Genomic DNA, 18,758 nt, shown 5'->3' on the forward strand with positions numbered 1-18,758 from the left:
AGTTAGGCGGGGTATAGCGCTATAAAGCAGCAATAACGGTCATTTCAACCAGATACCTTGGGTCTGCCAATTTTGCCTGTACCGTAGCGCGTGCTGGCGTATGTCCCTGTGGCACCCAAGCTGACCAAGCCTGATTCATCGCATCGTAATCGGACATATCACTCAGAAAAATCGTCACCTGCAAGATTTTACTTTTCTCCGACCCCACTTCAGCCAGCAGTCGGTCAATACAGGCCAGCACTTCTTCAGTTTGCCCTAGCGCATTTTTTGCCAGATCCTCGGCAATTTGCCCTGCCAGATAAACCGTATTGTTATGGACTACGGTCTCACACAGGCGCGGACCGACATGATAGCGTTGAATGGATGACATTATTCTTCCTATAAATCTCGACGTAAAAGCAAGGCCGGTTTTCTAAACCGGAATTTAAGCAACTGCACGTAAACGCAATGAGAAATCAGCCAAGGCCTGAATGCCACTGGCTTCAGCACGTTGGCACCAGTCTTGTAACTGCTGCACGAGTTCGTCACCAGTTAGCGTTGAGCGCTCCCAGATCCGGCTCAATTCCTGCCGCATCTGATACAACTGGGTTAAAACTGCGCTGTGTGCCAGCACTGTCTGCAAGTGGATTTTCTCGGCCAGTGGCACGTCTTTTTCATCTTGCTTGAGCCAGATTTTCATTTTCTTACGCAGATTGACGTTCAGCGCTGGCGCGCTGGTCGATGCTTTCAGTCGCTCAAGTTCGCTATACACCGTCGCTTTCACCATTCGCGCATAACTTGCTGCAATCGCGTACCGATTGGCAATCACTGCCTGCAAAGCCATTTCATCGAGTACAGGTCGGGTTTCGGCGAGTTTGATTTTGGGTGCAACTTTGCGCACTTTTGCCAAACCCAGCCGAGCTAGTATCCGGATATATAGCCAGCCGATATCAAACTCGAACCATTTGTATGACAGCTTGGCAGAAGTACCAAAGGTGTGATGATTATTATGCAATTCTTCCCCACCGATCAGGATGCCCCAGGGCACGATATTGGTCGAAGCGTCTTCACATTCAAAATTGCGGTATCCCCAAAAATGCCCGATGCCGTTGATCACCCCCGCGGCGGTTACCGGAATCCACAGCATTTGTATGGCCCAGATCCAGATCCCGTTGACACCAAACAGCAGCAGGTCGATGACCGCCATCAGCGTGGGTCCCCAAGCCGAATGCTTGCTGTAGAGCTTGCGTTCTAACCAGTCATCCGGTGTGCCATGACCATATTTTCGGATGGTTTCCATATTGGCCGCTTCAGCGCGATACAACTCCCAGCCTTCAAAGAACACTTTCTTAATGCCCAATACCTGCGGGCTATGCGGGTCTTCCGTTGTTTCACATTTGGCATGGTGTTTGCGGTGAATTGCAGCCCATTCCTTGGTGATTTGCGCAGTCGTCAGCCAAAGCCAAAAGCGGAAAAAATGGCTGGCGATAGGATGCAAATCCAGAGCTCGGTGAGCCTGGTGCCGATGAAGAAAAATCGTGACTGACGCAATCGTCACGTGGGTTAGCGCCAGGGTCAGTAAAATATATCCCCACCAAGGCAAATCAACTACACCATTCAGCCATTCGATATTCATAACCTTACCTGCGACAAACAATCCCGCGAAATATTAAAGTTTACTCTTAAACTACAGGCAATACTCAATGACCCGTAGACGCTGCGCTCTGTGGCAAAATCGTAATATCGCGGCGCGGATAAGGGATTTCTATTCCATGCGCCTTGAAGGCCTGCCAGATTTTCAAATTCAAATCCGACTTCAGCGTCATCTGGCCATTTTCCGGATCCGCGAGCCAGAAACCCAGCGTCAAATTAATGCCGCTATCGGCAAATGCAGTAACAAAGGCGCCGGGCGCAGGATTAGCCAGAATACGGGTATTACCCTCGGTGACCGAGACGAGGACTTTCATGACTTGCTCAAGGTCAGAATCATAAGCGACCGAAACCGGCAGGCCAATCCAGACCGAGCGATCGTTATACGATTGATTGACCACCGTTTGCGTAATCAGCGTGTCGTTGGGCACCAAAGACTCTGTACCATCGGAAGCTTTAAGTACGATATAGCGTGAAGTCAGTCCGCTAATCACCCCTTGGCGATTGTCTACTGAAATCAGATCGCCCAATTTGATCGAACGATCCAGCAAAATAATGAAGCCTGACACATAGTTCGAAGCAATTTTTTGCAAGCCAAATCCTAAGCCAACCCCCAACGCACCGCCAAACACCGACAAAACGGTCAAATCTATTCCGACCATCGACAACGACAGCAAGACCGCAATGACCACCAAAGCAGAACGAATTACTTTGACCAGTACGACGCGGACGTTCATATCCATCACTTCAGCAACCATCAAGCGCTGTTCCAGTGTGCGCCCAAACCACAGGGCAAGCAGCAAGGTGACGGCGACTGAGAGCAAGCCCTGCAGTACGGTCAAGACCGAAATATGCACTTTTCCTGCATCAAAGCTGATGCTATCCAAGGTCTCAAGTACTTCGGGCAAGATGCCAATGACGTGAAGAACATAGACACACCAGATCACGGCGGCAATATATCGCTCCCCCCGATGAACCCAGCTGGCCTCATTAAACACCCGACGGATCGCGTAAACCAGAATTCGGATATTCACCATTGCCAGCATCAGCACATTGGCAAGACCCAACATCGAATTCATTCGCTGTTTGTCGATCAAGTGCAAAAGCAGATTTGCACCACTCACCAAGAGCAGAGCCAGAGCAGGAAACAATACCCGCCTCAAGCCCTCTTCACCCGTTTTCCAAGGCAAATCTTGCAATTTTCTATGCTTTAATGCGCGCAAAGCCAGCCAGTAAGCAGTCCCCCAACAAAGCACCAGAACAATAGCCTGCAAAATGATTTGCGGATGCAGCACCCCAAGCTGGGTGACATCGGCAACCAGTTGAGCCAGTAAATTATGTCTTTCCTGCGTCATCGCAATCACTCACCCCGGATCAGCTGCACGGTTTTGGTCGTTGAGGTATCAAATAAAAACGGAATTGAGTGCACTTGACCACCTCGAGCAAGCACATTATGACTTCCGACAATATTTTCAGTTTTCCAATCGCCGCCTTTCACCAGCACCTCAGGCTGGATCAGTTGAATCAGACTCAGCGGGGTGTCGTCATCAAACCAGGTGACCAGATCAACTGATTCAAGACTGGCCATCACGGCCAGCCGATTGCTGAGTGAATTAATCGGTCTGTCATCCCCTTTCCCTAAACGGCGCACCGATTCATCTGTATTCAATGCAACAATCATTGCTGCTCCCAAGGCTCTGGCTTGTGCCAGATAAGTCACATGGCCACGATGCAAAATATCAAAACAGCCATTAGTGAACACTAAAGGTCGCGACAGTGTAGTGATTTTGTGTGGCAATTCTTCAGGCGAGCAGATTTTTTGCTCAAACAACGGTGCGGCATACTCGGTCATGTACGGGTCTTTAATCAAGAATGAATCGGATAAAGCAGAGAATAACAAACAATAAGGGCTGGCACAGTAATTATGCGACAAAGGCCATGATCACCCAGGGTATATGGACAAAAGTCTCAGCCCAATTGAATCACAGAGCAATACACCCCTTTCTCGCGCCCAACAAAAAGCCCAGCTCGGTTGAGCTGGGCTTTTCTTTTAGGGAGTCTGGCAATGTCCTACTTTCACACGGGCAATCCGCACTATCATCGGCGCTGAGGCGTTTCACTGTCCTGTTCGGGATGGGAAGGAGTGGGACCACCTCGCTATGGTCACCAGACAAAACTGGGTGAGTTGACTGCTTAGGCTTTTACCTTTGCAACCACTCGAAATCAATAGAAGAAGTAATCTTTCATCAGCTCAGCTTTCGCTTCACCGGTCTCTCTTTATCTTATTCAATTCGCAATCGGGTCAATTGCACCTTCATCGCAACAACGCGTCTCAGGTTATAGGATCAAGCCTCACGGGCTATTAGTATCGGTTAGCTTAACGTATTACTACGCTTCCACACCCGACCTATCAACGTCCTGGTCTCGAACGATCCTTTAGAGGTCTTAAAGACCTAGGGAAGTCTCATCTTGAGGCTAGTTTCGCGCTTAGATGCTTTCAGCGCTTATCTATTCCCGACTTAGCTACCCGGCAATGCCACTGGCGTGACAACCGGTACACCAGAGGTCAGTCCACTCCGGTCCTCTCGTACTAGGAGCAGCCCCCCTCAAACTTCCAACGCCCACTGCAGATAGGGACCAAACTGTCTCACGACGTTTTGAACCCAGCTCACGTACCACTTTAAATGGCGAACAGCCATACCCTTGGGACCGGCTACAGCCCCAGGATGTGATGAGCCGACATCGAGGTGCCAAACTCCGCCGTCGATGTGAACTCTTGGGCGGAATCAGCCTGTTATCCCCGGAGTACCTTTTATCCGTTGAGCGATGGCCCTTCCATTCAGAACCACCGGATCACTATGTCCTGCTTTCGCACCTGCTCGACTTGTCGGTCTCGCAGTTAAGCCGCCTTTTGCCATTACACTATCAGTACGATGTCCGACCGTACCTAGGCGACCTTCGAGCTCCTCCGTTACAATTTGGGAGGAGACCGCCCCAGTCAAACTGCCTACCATGCACGGTCCCCGATCCGGATAACGGACCAAGGTTAGAACCTCAAAGGGGTCAGGGTGGTATTTCAAGGACGGCTCCACTGAAACTAGCGTTCCAGCTTCAAAGCCTCCCACCTATCCTACACAAACCACTTCAAAGTCCAATGCAAAGCTACAGTAAAGGTTCACGGGGTCTTTCCGTCTAGCAGCGGGGAGATTGCATCTTCACAAACACTTCAACTTCGCTGAGTCTCGGGAGGAGACAGTAGGGCCATCGTTACGCCATTCGTGCGGGTCGGAACTTACCCGACAAGGAATTTCGCTACCTTAGGACCGTTATAGTTACGGCCGCCGTTTACTGGGACTTCAATCAAGAGCTTGCACCCCATCATTTAATCTTCCAGCACCGGGCAGGCGTCACACCGTATACATCCACTTTCGTGTTAGCACAGTGCTGTGTTTTTGATAAACAGTCGCAGCCCTCATTTCTCTGCGGCCTCATTGGGCTCCAGTTGTACACCTTCACCTACTAGAGGCACACCTTCTCCCGAAGTTACGGTGTCAATTTGCCGAGTTCCTTCTCCCGAGTTCTCTCAAGCACCTTAGAATACTCTTCCTACCCACCTGTGTCGGTTTGCGGTACGGTTCGATATTAGCTGAAGCTTAGTGGCTTTTCTTGGAAGCAGGGTATCGCTCACTTCGTCGACAAGTCGACTCGTCATCACGCCTCAGCGTTAAAGTAGCCCGGATTTGCCTAAGCTACACGCCTACACGCTTAAACCAACTCTTCCAACCGTTGGCTGAGGTAACCTTCTCCGTCCCCACATCGCACTAATACCAAGTACAGGAATATTAACCTGTTTCCCATCGACTACGCATTTCTGCCTCGCCTTAGGGGCCGACTCACCCTGCGCCGATGAACGTTGCGCAGGAAACCTGGGGTTTTCGGTGAGGGGGCTTTTCACCCCCTTTATCGCTACTCATGTCAGCATTCGCACTTCTGATACCTCCAGCATCCTTCTCAAGACACCTTCACAGGCTTACAGAACGCTCCTCTACCATATGTACATCGTACATATCCGCGTCTTCGGTTATCAATTTGAGCCCCGTTACATCTTCCGCGCAGGACGACTCGACCAGTGAGCTATTACGCTTTCTTTAAATGATGGCTGCTTCTAAGCCAACATCCTGGCTGTCTGTGCCTTCCCACCTCGTTTTCCACTTAATTGATCATTTGGGACCTTAGACGGCGGTCTGGGTTGTTTCCCTCTTGTCCCAGGACGTTAGCACCCCAGGACTGTCTCCCATGCTCGCACTTGACGGTATTCAGAGTTTGCCATGGTTTGGTAAGTCGCGATGACCCCCTAGCCATAACAGTGCTTTACCCCCGTCAGTGATACATGAGGCACTACCTAAATAGTTTTCGAGGAGAACCAGCTATTTCCAAGTTTGTTTAGCCTTTCACCCCTAGCCACAGCTCATCCCCTAACTTTGCAACGTTAGTGGGTTCGGACCTCCAGTGCGTGTTACCGCACCTTCATCCTGGCCATGGCTAGATCACTTGGTTTCGGGTCTACGCCCAGCAACTGTGCGCCCTATTCGGACTCGGTTTCCCTACGCCTCCCCTATTTGGTTAAGCTTGCTACTGAACGTAAGTCGCTGACCCATTATACAAAAGGTACGCAGTCACCCAACTTGTGGGCTCCCACTGTTTGTATGCATCCGGTTTCAGGTTCTATTTCACTCCCCTCCCGGGGTTCTTTTCGCCTTTCCCTCACGGTACTGGTTCACTATCGGTCGATGATGAGTATTTAGCCTTGGAGGATGGTCCCCCCATCTTCAAACAGGATTTCTCGTGTCCCGCCCTACTTCTCGTACGCTTAGTACCACCCAATGCTTTTCATATACGGGGCTATCACCCACTATGGCGGCACTTTCCATTGCCTTCTATTAAGCTTTGAGTTATCACGTACAGGCTCTTCCCATTTCGCTCGCCACTACTTTGGGAATCTCGGTTGATTTCTTTTCCTGCGGTTACTTAGATGTTTCAGTTCACCGCGTTCGCTCTACATCACCTATGTATTCAGTGATGAGTGACCCAAAAGGGCCGGGTTTCCCCATTCGGAAATCGTGGGATCAAAGCGCTTTGCCAGCTCCCCCACGCTTATCGCAGGCTATCACGTCCTTCGTCGCCTATCATCGCCAAGGCATCCACCAGATGCACTTATTCGCTTGATCCTATAACCTCAAACACGTTTTACCGTACTCTTGGTCAGAGTTTCGTATTTACGACTTGTTGTAGGGTTTCTCAGGTCCTACAACGGCTGATCTTTCGATCAGCAGATACAATCAACCCAATTTATTACTGTAAAAACAAGTTACCCTGTTTTCACATTGTTTAATTAGGAGATATTACTTCTTCTATTTTGTTAAAGAACGATACAGTCACACATTCCTGTGTGGGTCTGATTTAAGAAACCAGAACAAAATCACCAGACCGAATCATTATTTCTGATTCGTCTACTGACTGAATTCTGAACTCTTGTTTGCTGCGCCACCGCTTGCACAGTGCTCGCCGCAAGGCGTGGTGGAGGATGACGGGATCGAACCGACGACCCCCTGCTTGCAAAGCAGGTGCTCTCCCAACTGAGCTAATCCCCCAATCTGGCATGACTAAGCTGTTTCCATTGACTCGTCAATGGTGGGTCAGATAGGAATCGAACCTATGACCCCCGCGTTATCAACACGGTGCTCTAACCGACTGAGCTACTGACCCAGCTTCCAACTCAACAACTTCTTTCATTTATGAATGAAGTCGTCTCTGTATCTTCAAATTTACAGCCGATGAGTGTGAGTCCTTGACCCGCAGGTCTTGCTCTTGAAAGGAGGTGATCCAGCCGCAGGTTCCCCTACGGCTACCTTGTTACGACTTCACCCCAGTCATGAATCCCACCGTGGTAAGCGGCCTCCTTGCGGTTAGCCTACCTACTTCTGGTGAAACCCACTCCCATGGTGTGACGGGCGGTGTGTACAAGGCCCGGGAACGTATTCACCGCGACATGCTGATCCGCGATTACTAGCGATTCCGACTTCATGCACTCGAGTTGCAGAGTGCAATCCGGACTACGATCGGTTTTGTGAGATTGGCACCCCCTCGCGGGTTAGCGACCCTCTGTACCGACCATTGTATGACGTGTGAAGCCCTGGTCATAAGGGCCATGAGGACTTGACGTCATCCCCACCTTCCTCCGGTTTGTCACCGGCAGTCCCATTAAAGTGCCCAACTGAATGCTGGCAACTAATGGCAAGGGTTGCGCTCGTTGCGGGACTTAACCCAACATCTCACGACACGAGCTGACGACAGCCATGCAGCACCTGTGTTACGGCTCCCGAAGGCACTCCTCGATCTCTCAAGGATTCCGTACATGTCAAGACCAGGTAAGGTTTTTCGCGTTGCATCGAATTAATCCACATCATCCACCGCTTGTGCGGGCCCCCGTCAATTCCTTTGAGTTTTAGTCTTGCGACCGTACTCCCCAGGCGGTCAACTTCACGCGTTAGCTGCGTTACTAAGCTCCGAAAAGCCCAACAACTAGTTGACATCGTTTAGGGCGTGGACTACCAGGGTATCTAATCCTGTTTGCTCCCCACGCTTTCGTGCATGAGTGTCAGTATCAGCCCAGGGGGTTGCCTTCGCCATCGGTGTTCCTCCACATCTCTACGCATTTCACTGCTACACGTGGAATTCCACCCCCCTCTGCCGTACTCTAGTTAGCCAGTTCGCAATGCAATTCCCAAGTTGAGCTCGGGGATTTCACATCGCGCTTAACAAACCACCTGCGCACGCTTTACGCCCAGTAATTCCGATTAACGCTTGGACCCTACGTATTACCGCGGCTGCTGGCACGTAGTTAGCCGGTCCTTATTCTTCTGGTACTCTCATCCCCGGTGGGTATTAGCCACAAGGATTTGCTCCCAGACAAAAGCGCTTTACAACCCGAAGGCCTTCTTCACGCACGCGGCATTGCTGGATCAGGCTTGCGCCCATTGTCCAAGATTCCCCACTGCTGCCTCCCGTAGGAGTCTGGACCGTGTCTCAGTTCCAGTGTGGCGGATCGTCCTCTAAGACCCGCTACTGATCGTCGCCTTGGTGAGCCTTTACCTCACCAACTAGCTAATCAGCCATCGGCCGCTCCAATAACAAGAGGTCTTGCGATCCCCCTCTTTCCCCCGTAGGGCGTATGCGGTATTAGCTATCCTTTCGGATAGTTATCCCCCATTACTGGGTACGTTCCGATGTATTACTCACCCGTTCGCCACTCGCCACCAGACCGAAGTCCGTGCTGCCGTTCGACTTGCATGTGTAAAGCATGCCGCCAGCGTTCAATCTGAGCCAGGATCAAACTCTTTCGTTTAATCGCTATGCTATTTTTACTACTTGGCTTGTACTTCAATACTCAAAGAAACTGCGAGATAAACTCTAAAGAGTTCGTCTTTCAATTTTCTTTTCAATTGAGTGCAAGCACTTGATTTGACTTACGAATCAAGGGCTCACACTCATCGGCTGTAGATTGTTAAAGATCGGGCTGAACAACCAAGAAACACACTTCGTTTCGTTGCGTCATCAGCAGAGAGGCCGAACTATACCCATCGGACCGGAACCCGTCAACTGCTATCGAGCAAGAAAATGCCACAAAGGCGTTAAGTCATTGATTTTTTATTCAACAATTCCAGCATTCTAGCCGCCATTCCCGAGTGTTCTTTTTTAACTTCAGACGATTGTTCGTATTTTCCCGAGAGTCGTCCGCTGAAATGAACGTCCTGATGCGACATTTCATCGAGAAAACGGCTTGGGCGGGTAATTTGCCATTCGCCTGCACGACGACGCTTACTGCAATAAGTAATCGTCAGGCTACGTTGCGCACGGGTGATGCCCACATACATCAGTCGACGCTCTTCTTCGACCATACCGGTTTCGATCGAGTTTTGGTGCGGCAAAATGTCTTCTTCACAGCCAATTAAAAAGACGTGCGGGTACTCGAGCCCTTTACTGGCGTGCAGCGTTGACAGGCGTACCGCGTCGATTTCTTCTTCGTCGCGCCCTTCGAGCATCGTAATGATCGCAATCGTTTGAACGATCTCGATCAGGTTTTTGCCGTCCTCTTCGCCTTTCTTATTAATCCATCCCGCCAGATCAAGAATGCTTTTCCATTTATTTTCGGCCGGTTTTTGTTCTTCGGTCTCGTACAGCCACGCTTCGTAATCAATCGCGCCCAATAGTTCTTGCAATAATTGCCCTGCCGGTTCGCGTTCGGCACGCGCTTGCAGTTTGCCGATGAAATTGCAGAAGGTATGCAGCATCTCGTTTTGCGCAGCTTGAATCTGGTGAATAAACCCCTCCTCGTATACCGCTGAAAACAAGGATATTTGCCGGCTAGCGGCATATGCCCCCAGTTTTTCCAAAGTCACATTACCAATCCCGCGTTTTGGCGTGGTTACGGCGCGGATAAACGCCGGGTCGTCGTTCTCGTTTGCGATCAGCCGCAGATAGGCCAGAATGTCTTTGATCTCGGCGCGATCAAAAAAGCTCTCGCCCGCCGCCATCACATAGGGAATTTTGTCACTGCGTAGCTGCGCCTCGACAATGCGCGCCTGAAAATTGCCGCGATACAAAATCGCGTAATCTTTATACGAGGTGCGATTGAGTAGCATATGCTGGCGCAAACGGTCAGCAACGCATTTGGCTTCGTCTTCGTCGCCCTTGGTTTCGACGACCTTGATCAGATCGCCCTCGCCCAGATCGGACCAGAGTTTCTTCTCGAATAATTTCGGGTTATTGCCGATCACCGCGTTCGCGCAGCGCAAAATCCGCGCGACCGAGCGATAGTTTTGCTCGAGCTTGATGACTTCGAGTTTAGGAAAATCGGTTTTCAGCAGATTTAAGTTTTCAACGTTCGCGCCGCGCCAGGCGTAAATACTCTGGTCATCGTCACCGACCGCAGTGAAGTAGCCTGTGATGTCGGTCAGCAATTTGATCAACTGATACTGCGTCGTATTGGTGTCCTGATATTCGTCGATCAGCAAATAGCGCAGCTTATTGCGCCATTTTTTTAATACTTCTTCATTGTCTTCAAATAAATCGACCGGCAAACGAATCAGATCGTCAAAATCGACCGCCTGATAGGCATACAGTGTGTCCTGATAGGCACGGTAAATTTTGGCCAGCTGCAATTCACCCTCGGATGTAGCCATGACCATCGCCCGATCCGGCGAAACACGATCATTTTTCAGCATGGAGATATGGCTGGCAGTCTGGCGAATCAGCGCCTTATCGGTCGTTACCAATTGATCGGCAATGATTTTGTTCGCGTCGGCCGAATCCAGAATTGAGAATTTGGGCTTATAACCCAGATGTGGCGCTTCTTCGCGCAGGATTTTCATCCCCAGACTATGAAAAGTCGATACCGTCAGCCCGCGCAGGCGAGCAGCGGGCAACAAAGTCGCCACCCGTTCCGACATTTCACGTGCGGCCTTATTGGTAAACGTAATAGCCGCAATATTGCGCGCATCCATGCCCGCCGTTTCGATCAGATAGGCAATCTTTTGCGTAATCACCCGCGTTTTGCCCGAGCCAGCACCAGCCAGAACAAGGCAAGGACCGGATAAATACTGTACGGCAGCACGTTGCTGGGGGTTGAGTAAATGCAACATTCAGGAACAATTTTGGCGGTCAAGAAGTCTTAAATGGTATCACGCCACCTGGTTGGATGACGCAGGTCGGCCAGGACTAGCGACAATCGGAAATTTACCTTACATATACAAGTGAGGCTTTAAAAACCGGGGATTATCGTGATACTCAGCGCGCTTCAGCCTGTTCCTGCTCAGGATTTAAATATTGGCATTCCGCTGGCTTATCCCATTTATGATGAGCAGACACGATTGTTGCTGCGCGAAGGCCAGATTATTCGCAATGAAAAACACCTGACTCAACTGAGCCAAAACGGTATTTTTCGGAATGTACAACATCAACCTCCCGCCGCACCCACACGCAACAAACCGGTTCTGAGCAATTTGAGTCGCTATTCGACACGGCCACGCACCATCACCAAACCTTCCCGGCACTTGGCACAGGTTCGGCTGCAACCCAATGCGATACTCCACGCACAAAGACTCGACGACGCACAGCGAATTCAGGTTTCACTCAGATTAATCGGCTGGCTGGATAAAGCCGGCGTCTTGATTAGCAACACCAATCCGGATGGTATTGTGCTGCCATTTCAGATCGGCGAGCAGCTCAAGCTAAAAACCATCGTTGGCAAAGAGGTGGTTGCATTTCAAAGCCGCGTTGAACAAATCTGCTCGCACCCTTTTCCCTACCTACATCTGAGCTGGCCGGACCAACTGGAAATCCACCAGTTGCGTAACAGCTTCCGTGTACAAAGCAATTTGATCGTCAGCATTAGCACCAAAGGGCGAGCCAGCCTGCCAGCCAAGATCATCAATTTGTCAGCAACAGGGGCGATGCTGGAAGGAAATACACTTGAGCTTGAAGCAGAGCAACGGATTCAAATCACGATGAGACTGCGCATCGCCGAAGGCGATCACACTCTGCGCATTGCTGCGACCGTGCGTAACTGCCATATCGATCCACCGGCAATTAACACGCAATATGGCATCGAATTTGACCCACTCGCCGTTTCCGAATTGCTGTTTATCGAGCACTATATCTACCACTGCCTGATGAAATGATGACCCATTAACGCCCCGGCGGTGGCGTCATGATTTTGCTGCGGTAGTCGCAAACATCATTGACCACACAGCGCCAGCATTCGGGTTTGCGCGCTTTGCAGATATAACGGCCATGTAAAATCAGCCAGTGATGCGCGTTGAGCAGAAACTCCGGTGGAGTGACTTTCATCAGTTTGTCTTCCACCGCACGAACATCCTTGCCCGGCGCCAGCCCGGTGCGATTACCCAAACGGAAAATATGCGTATCCACCGCAATCGTTGGCACACCAAACGCCGTATTGAGTATCACATTGGCCGTTTTTCGCCCCACGCCGGGCAAGGCCTCCAGGCTCTCGCGATCTCGCGGCACCTCACCGCCGTGCAACTCGATCAGCATGCGACAGGTTTCAAGCAAATGCTTGGCCTTGCTGCGATACAAACCAATGGTATTGATGTAGGACTCAAGCCCAGACTGCCCTAGCGCCAGAATCCCCTGGGGGGTATTAGCCACCGGAAATAAAATTTTCGTCGCCTTATTCACGCCGACATCGGTCGCCTGTGCCGACAGCAACACCGCTGTCAGCAATTCAAATGGCGTTGTGTAGTGCAACTCGGTCGTCGGATTTGGGTCGAGCTCGGCGAGGCGGGCATAAAAAGTGTAACGGGTCTGTTTATTCATGGTTTCAATCGGATTCGATGCAGCGGCGAATATGGCACTAATCCCGCCCTCGGGCAAGCTGGCATAAATAGGCACAATCCGGGCTAAATAACCGTTGGCACGAATAATTCACCTCGGGCATTGACCCTACCCCGCTCTACGGCCAGAATTACAATTCAGTGAATGACAAGTGTTTCAATATGTTGAAGTTTTTACTACCCATTATTTTAAGCGGCGGCTTGCTCGCTCAATATGCGCAAGCCGGTGCGCAGCGCGAAGAGTATCTCTCCGACTCGGTAGCGAGCAGCCTGCGCCGCACCATTGCCGACCGGATCGAGCCCAAGCTGATTTTTAGCAGTCAAGCTGAAGCCAACGCCTGGCTCAACGAGATGTCGGGTCGGCTAGCCGGCCGGATTCCCGATGAATTTGTCCGCCGCAAATTACTCACTGCCATTCACTACGAAGCGACGCGTGCCGGACTCGACCCACAAATGGTACTCGGACTGATTCATGTTGAAAGTCGTTTTAACCGTTACGCCATCAGTCCAGTCGGCGCACGCGGATTAATGCAGGTTATGCCATTCTGGCAACGGGCCATCGGCACGCCAGAACAAAGCCTGTTCGATATGAACACCAATCTGCGCTACGGCTGCTCAATCCTGCGGCATTATCTGAATATCGAAAACGGCGACCTGTTCCGCGCACTCGGCCGCTACAACGGCAGCTTGGGCAAAGCCGAGTACCCGAATCTGGTTTACTCTGCGTGGAAAGGTTATTACGACTGGAATACAAAATTGGCGCAGGGGTATACCCAGTAAAGGCCTGATATAAAACAGCCCCATGGATATACCCATAGATCATGCTTTTTTAAGCTGACGACTATAATACTCCAGCGTCGTTTTGGTTTTGGTCTCCTGACTTTCGCTTACCGCGATCCCGCACTGCAACAGATACGCTTTGAACTCGGCAACCGCCTGAAACGTTTCTGCAGGCAGACATTTGGTCGACACCTCCAGAATTCGAGCGCCATCAGGATAAAGCCACATTTCGACCGTAATTGCGCGCGGAAAATCCTTGGGCTGATGTTTGGCTTTCAGCAGAAAAGTCGGCCCCAACACAACCAGATCGTCAAGCTTGATACCCGCAGGTGCATGCGCTTCAAAAAAAGCCCGCTGCCCTTTGGAAAACAGCGATGACAGCGATGTTTTGCCCTCGGTCGCATCGAGTACGTCGCGCCCGGTACACGCACCTTTGAATGAGCCAGAACAAACAAAACCACCGGGCATCAGGTCGACCTCAACCTTGAAGCTCGCCGAACGGCGCAAATCCTGCTGCAAATCATCCGGATTAATCGGACGCAACTTGATCACCGTGTCGGCTCGCCCACCCTGAATACGCCGGGCACGTACCACCAGACCGGCTTTGAACAGTTTCAGATCGGGCGTATCAAAGAAAAACGCTTGCCGTGGCTGCGCCTCGACCGGATCCAGTTTGAGCCGTTTGACGGTCGCCTGTTGTTCGGCCAAGGGTACCGTCAGCTTTAATTCGATGCTGTCCGAGCTTTTGCTCAACGCCATGATTTTCATCACGGCATCGGGCGACAAGGGTTGGCTCACCGCTGCGGCCTTCGCAGGACGGCTGGTCGTGGCGGTCGGCGTTCTAGCGCTACGCGCTACCGTAGTTTTTTTAGTCGCAGCCGGGCTCGTGACCGGCTTTACCGCTGGTTTTACTGCCGGTTTCGCCGTTGTACTCGCTGGCGCTTTTTTCGTCGTTGTCATGGCTTCCTCACCGTCTTTAAAGTGTGTCGCGACTCAATCAAATCGTTCGGCCAGCACGCCATGGCGCAAACCACGGTCACTGACGGTGAAACGATCCTTGCCCAGTTTTTCCATTATTGTTCGCACAATGCACGCCCCGGCCAGAATGACTTCGGCACGTTTGGGTTGCAGCCCGATGATTTGTCGGCGCTCGTCTGCAGTTCGTGTGCGATAAAGTTCGATCTGACGATTAATTTCGTCCAGCGTCACGATCGCGCCTTGCACCACATTCGCGTCATATTTCGCCAGCTGATGCATAACGGCAGTCATATTGGTTACACCACCGCCCATCGCTACCAAAATATCAGACGATTCACGGCCATCGAGTCGCGACAACTCGGCACCAATCTCGGCAAGAGCCTGATTGAGTACCTCGGTTGAAACCGGACCATCGAGCCCGAATCGCTCGGTAAATTTGACCGCACCAACTTCGACACTGAAACGCTCATCGACCTGCGTATCGTGGCCGAAACTGAATTGCGAGCTGCCACCACCAGTATCAAAAACCACCAGCGAACCACTGATTTTGTCCAGCCCTGATCGGGCTGCGTGATAAGCCAGACGCCCCTCTTCTTCGCCCGAAACGACTTCAATCGCGACACCGGTTTGCGCCAGAATTGCAGCGACCGTTGCCGCGCCATTATCGGCAATGCGCAATCCGGCCGTACCGACTGCGACTAGCGCCTGAACCTTGTGCTGACGAGCCTCGGCGACCATGCCCTTGATCGCAGTGACAGTACGATTCAAGGCAGAATCCAGAATCACCCGTTGCTGGCCAAAGCCTTCCCCCAGCTGGGTGACTTCAGCACGATCAACGAGCGTTCTCCAGCGTCCATCAACACTACGCTCGCCAATATGAAATTTGATCGAATTGGTTCCGGCATCAATCACGCCATAATGCTCTGGTTCGTCATGCAACAAAGCAAGCAAACCTTTTGGATAACTGGTATTGCTATAGCCCCCCAGCCCAATCGACCTGACGGCATCGATGACAGCTTGTGCATCCTCACCTTCGATGGCAATTGTTGCGATCGATTTGCCATTGACGCTGACTTCAGACAGCTCGGAAGTGCAGCCGCCGATCAGATAACGAACGCGGCGCTTGTGGACATTCACAATTTCGATGGCAGCACTGGGAGCAACAAACTGCGCGAGAAACTCATCGAGTGTGTAACTGTCTTGCGTCAACGTTGGCACAGGCAAATGCAGCGATTGCAACACTTTGGCGACCTCGTTGACCGGCAAGGGAAAACCAGCCTTCATCACCGGAGTCCATTGCTCAAGCCTGTCAGCATTGACCTCGCGCAGCACCTTGATGTCCATCAGATCATCGCGAACCTTGACGTTGTCGCCACCTTTGGAAAGCAAATAAAGTTCATCGCTTTCCTGTACGCCGGTCGGGCTCAGTTTGGCAAGATGCGCGTCAACGCCAAAAAAATGCCGTCCGAACGAGCGCCATTCCCAGCGCGGTTTGATATCAGCCATCAGTATCACCTTTTTAATCAATCATTCATCAAGCAAATCTTTTAAAGTCATAGCACATGACTCTGAATTTACCCGGTCTTTGTTGCTCCTTATTGATTTAACTTCGGACTCCAAGCCACAAAAAAAGCCGACCTCCAAGGTCGGCTTTTTTATTCACAACTCATTCAATCATGCAGATCGAAACGATCCAGATTCATCACCTTGTTCCATGCGGCGACAAAATCGTGGACAAATTTGCCTTGCGCATCGCTGGTCGCGTAGACCTCGGCGAGTGCGCGCAGTTGCGAGTTCGAGCCGAAGACCAGATCAACGACGGTGGCGGCGGCTTTTACTGCACCCGTTTTTCGATCACGTCCTTCAAATACACCGGAGGTGGCCGATGGCTGCCATTTCGTTCCCATATCAAGCAGATTAACGAAAAAGTCATTGCTCAACGTTTCAGGCTTTTGCGTGAATACGCCGTGCGAGCCGTTGCTAACATTGAGCGCACGCAGACCGCCGACCAGCACCGTCATTTCTGGCGCGCTGAGCGTTAACAATTGCGCTTTGTCGATCAACAATTCAGCCGCAGCGCCTTCGAGCCCGGCACGAGCGTAGTTGCGGAAACCGTCAGCTGCAGGTTCGAGCACGCCAAAAGAATCCACATCGGTCTGCTCTTGTGACGCATCCATCCGGCCCGGCGTAAACGGCACTTTGACGTCGACACCGGCTTTTTTCGCCGCGGCTTCAACTGCTGCGCCGCCACCGAGCACGATCAAATCGGCCAGCGAGACTTTTTTGCCACCCGTGGCACTGGCGTTAAACTCAGCTTGAAGCGCCTCGAGTTTGGCCAGCACTTTGGCCAATTCGGCAGGCTGATTGGCCGCCCAATCTTTCTGTGGAGCCAAGCGAATCCGTGCGCCGTTCGCACCGCCGCGTTTATCGCTGCCACGGAAAGTCGACGCCGAAGCCCAGGCGGTGCGCACCAATTGTGAAATCGACAAGCCCGACGCGAGCAGCTTGGCTTTGAGTGCAGCGATGTCGTTTTCATCGACGAGCGGGTGATCGACCTTTGGCACCGGGTCTTGCCAGATCAATTCTTCTTTCGGAACGAACTTGCCCAGATAGCGTGCGCGCGGCCCCATATCGCGGTGAGTTAATTTAAACCAGGCGCGCGCGAAAGCGTCGGCGAAGGCTTGTGGATTTTGCAGGAAATGGCGTGAGATTTTTTCATACACCGGATCAAAACGCAGCGACAAATCGGCCGTCGTCATCATTGGCGGATGTTTGATCGAAGGATCATGCGCGTCCGGAATCATATGCTCGGGCTTCACGTTTTTGGCGACCCATTGTTTCGCGCCAGCCGGGCTTTTGGTCAGCTCCCACTCGTAGCCAAACAGCGTTTCGAAATAACCGTGATCCCAGGTTGTCGGGTTCGGTTTCCACGCGCCTTCAATGCCGCTGGTCGTCGTGTGTACGCCTTTACCGCTGCCGAATTGATTAATCCAGCCCAGCCCTTGCTCTTCAATTGGCGTAGCTTCGGGCTCGGGACCGACCAAAGTCGGATCACCCGCGCCATGCGCTTTACCGAATGTGTGGCCGCCAGCAACCAAGGCGACGGTTTCTTCGTCGTTCATCGCCATCCGTGCGAAGGTTTCACGCACGTCGCGACCTGAAGCGACCGGATCAGGGTTGCCGTCCGGCCCTTCAGGATTGACATAAATCAGCCCCATTTGCACCGCGGCGAGCGGGTTTTCCAGCTGGCGATTACCCGAGTAGCGGCTATTGGGCTGATCACTGGTTGCCAGCCAGGCTTTTTCCGACCCCCAGTAAATATCTTCTTCCGGCGCCCAAATATCGGCGCGACCGCCGCCAAAACCAAAGGTTTTAAATCCCATCGATTCGAGCGCGACATTGCCGGCCAGAATAAACAAATCCGCCCACGACAGTTTTTTGCCGTATTTTTGCTTGATCGGCCACAAGAGGCGACGCGCTTTATCGAGATTGCCGTTATCGGGCCAGCTATTGAGCGGTGCAAAACGTTGATTGCCGGTGCCTGCACCGCCACGACCATCGCTCGTGCGGTAGGTTCCGGCCGCGTGCCACGCCATGCGGATCATCAGGCCACCGTAATGCCCCCAGTCGGCCGGCCACCAGTCTTGCGAATCGGTCATCAGCGCGGTCAGATCCTTGACCACCGCGTCCAGATCAAGCGATTTGAATTCTTTTGCATAATCAAAATCCTCGCCCATCGGATTGGACGCGGGTGAATGCTGATGCAGGATGCTCAGTTTGAGTTGATTAGGCCACCAGTTGGCATTCGATTGCGCGGCAGCCACAGTCTGAGCGCCACCAGAGAATGGACATTTTGCTTCGTTTGACATGGAAATCTCCTTAACCTCGTTGGCTCCGGCGAAGGCGAATCAGTGATTACCCAGGCATAAGCCCGGTCATCATTCAGCCTCGACACCG

11 protein-coding genes, 2 tRNA genes and 3 rRNA genes are annotated in these 18,758 nt (G+C 51.8%); 2 read left to right on the forward strand and 14 right to left on the reverse strand.

Annotated features, from left to right (window positions below; all coding sequences use genetic code 11):
• Positions 1 to 19 precede the first annotated feature (19 nt).
• The 10 genes from ACG2XO_RS01255 to ACG2XO_RS01300 all read right to left on the reverse strand — a co-directional run bounded on the left by ACG2XO_RS01255 (position 20) and on the right by ACG2XO_RS01300 (position 11,330).
• Complete coding sequence (locus ACG2XO_RS01255; protein WP_410499034.1) at positions 20 to 370, reverse strand: RidA family protein; 351 nt, start codon at positions 368 to 370, stop codon at positions 20 to 22.
• 54 nt (positions 371 to 424) lie between these two features.
• Positions 425 to 1,615 (reverse strand): fatty acid desaturase, encoded by a 1,191-nt coding sequence (locus ACG2XO_RS01260; protein WP_410499035.1) that lies wholly within the window; start codon positions 1,613 to 1,615, stop codon positions 425 to 427.
• A gap of 64 nt (positions 1,616 to 1,679) precedes the next feature.
• Positions 1,680 to 2,984 (reverse strand): mechanosensitive ion channel family protein, encoded by a 1,305-nt coding sequence (locus ACG2XO_RS01265; protein WP_410499037.1) that lies wholly within the window; start codon positions 2,982 to 2,984, stop codon positions 1,680 to 1,682.
• A 5-nt stretch (positions 2,985 to 2,989) separates the two neighbouring features.
• Complete coding sequence (gene rfaE2, locus ACG2XO_RS01270) at positions 2,990 to 3,481, reverse strand: D-glycero-beta-D-manno-heptose 1-phosphate adenylyltransferase (RefSeq protein ID WP_410499038.1); 492 nt, start codon at positions 3,479 to 3,481, stop codon at positions 2,990 to 2,992.
• A gap of 205 nt (positions 3,482 to 3,686) precedes the next feature.
• Positions 3,687 to 3,800, reverse strand: a 5S ribosomal RNA gene (gene rrf / locus ACG2XO_RS01275).
• Positions 3,801 to 3,970: 170 nt separating this feature from the next.
• Positions 3,971 to 6,857, reverse strand: a 23S ribosomal RNA gene (locus ACG2XO_RS01280).
• 347 nt (positions 6,858 to 7,204) lie between these two features.
• Positions 7,205 to 7,280 (reverse strand) — tRNA-Ala (locus ACG2XO_RS01285).
• 38 nt (positions 7,281 to 7,318) lie between these two features.
• A tRNA-Ile gene (locus ACG2XO_RS01290) sits at positions 7,319 to 7,395 on the reverse strand.
• Between the two features lie 105 nt (positions 7,396 to 7,500).
• Positions 7,501 to 9,034, reverse strand: a 16S ribosomal RNA gene (locus tag ACG2XO_RS01295).
• The 16S, 23S and 5S rRNA genes sit together here with 2 tRNA genes alongside, the layout of an rRNA operon.
• 286 nt (positions 9,035 to 9,320) lie before the next feature.
• The gene (locus tag ACG2XO_RS01300) at positions 9,321 to 11,330 is read right to left on the reverse strand and encodes a UvrD-helicase domain-containing protein (RefSeq protein ID WP_410499039.1); all 2,010 of its coding nucleotides are present in this window, start codon (positions 11,328 to 11,330) and stop codon (positions 9,321 to 9,323) included.
• Between the two features lie 138 nt (positions 11,331 to 11,468).
• On the opposite strand from ACG2XO_RS01300, the gene ACG2XO_RS01305 reads away from it, so the two are divergent.
• Complete coding sequence (locus ACG2XO_RS01305) at positions 11,469 to 12,368, forward strand: flagellar brake protein (protein ID WP_410499040.1); 900 nt, start codon at positions 11,469 to 11,471, stop codon at positions 12,366 to 12,368.
• Between the two features lie 7 nt (positions 12,369 to 12,375).
• Here the strand turns inward: ACG2XO_RS01305 and nth are convergent, their stop codons facing one another.
• A complete protein-coding gene (gene nth / locus ACG2XO_RS01310) occupies positions 12,376 to 13,026 on the reverse strand; it encodes an endonuclease III (protein WP_410499041.1) in 651 nt (216 codons plus the stop codon).
• Between the two features lie 179 nt (positions 13,027 to 13,205).
• Here nth and ACG2XO_RS01315 point away from each other — a divergent pair, with 179 nt between their 5' ends.
• Positions 13,206 to 13,823, forward strand: a complete 618-nt coding sequence (locus tag ACG2XO_RS01315) for a lytic transglycosylase domain-containing protein (protein ID WP_410499042.1) — start codon at positions 13,206 to 13,208, stop codon at positions 13,821 to 13,823.
• Positions 13,824 to 13,862: 39 nt separating this feature from the next.
• Here the strand turns inward: ACG2XO_RS01315 and ACG2XO_RS01320 are convergent, their stop codons facing one another.
• From ACG2XO_RS01320 to katG, 3 genes are all read right to left on the reverse strand, one after another.
• Positions 13,863 to 14,783 (reverse strand): hypothetical protein, encoded by a 921-nt coding sequence (locus ACG2XO_RS01320; RefSeq protein WP_410499043.1) that lies wholly within the window; start codon positions 14,781 to 14,783, stop codon positions 13,863 to 13,865.
• A gap of 33 nt (positions 14,784 to 14,816) precedes the next feature.
• Positions 14,817 to 16,307: a hypothetical protein gene (locus tag ACG2XO_RS01325; protein WP_410499044.1), complete on the reverse strand. Its 1,491-nt coding sequence runs from the start codon at positions 16,305 to 16,307 to the stop codon at positions 14,817 to 14,819.
• Between the two features lie 164 nt (positions 16,308 to 16,471).
• Entirely contained in the window at positions 16,472 to 18,670 is a 2,199-nt protein-coding gene (gene katG / locus ACG2XO_RS01330; RefSeq protein WP_410499045.1) for a catalase/peroxidase HPI, read from the reverse strand.
• Positions 18,671 to 18,758: the final 88 nt, after the last annotated feature.

Source organism: Chitinibacter sp. S2-10 (genome assembly GCF_046530675.1).
GTDB lineage: Bacteria > Pseudomonadota > Gammaproteobacteria > Burkholderiales > Chitinibacteraceae > Chitinibacter.

Excerpts from the sequence above, each read along its gene's own strand:
- ACG2XO_RS01300 (WP_410499039.1), bottom strand. The coding sequence starts at position 11,330 with ATGTTGCATTTACTCAACCCCCAGCAACGTGCTGCCGTACAGTATTTA.
- ACG2XO_RS01325 (WP_410499044.1), bottom strand. The coding sequence starts at position 16,307 with ATGGCTGATATCAAACCGCGCTGGGAATGGCGCTCGTTCGGACGGCAT.
- ACG2XO_RS01260 (WP_410499035.1), bottom strand. The coding sequence starts at position 1,615 with ATGAATATCGAATGGCTGAATGGTGTAGTTGATTTGCCTTGGTGGGGA.
- ACG2XO_RS01320 (WP_410499043.1), bottom strand. The coding sequence starts at position 14,783 with ATGACAACGACGAAAAAAGCGCCAGCGAGTACAACGGCGAAACCGGCA.
- ACG2XO_RS01315 (WP_410499042.1), top strand. The coding sequence starts at position 13,206 with ATGTTGAAGTTTTTACTACCCATTATTTTAAGCGGCGGCTTGCTCGCT.
- katG (WP_410499045.1), bottom strand. The coding sequence starts at position 18,670 with ATGTCAAACGAAGCAAAATGTCCATTCTCTGGTGGCGCTCAGACTGTG.
- nth (WP_410499041.1), bottom strand. The coding sequence starts at position 13,026 with ATGAATAAACAGACCCGTTACACTTTTTATGCCCGCCTCGCCGAGCTC.
- ACG2XO_RS01255 (WP_410499034.1), bottom strand. The coding sequence starts at position 370 with ATGTCATCCATTCAACGCTATCATGTCGGTCCGCGCCTGTGTGAGACC.
- ACG2XO_RS01265 (WP_410499037.1), bottom strand. The coding sequence starts at position 2,984 with ATGACGCAGGAAAGACATAATTTACTGGCTCAACTGGTTGCCGATGTC.
- rfaE2 (WP_410499038.1), bottom strand. The coding sequence starts at position 3,481 with ATGACCGAGTATGCCGCACCGTTGTTTGAGCAAAAAATCTGCTCGCCT.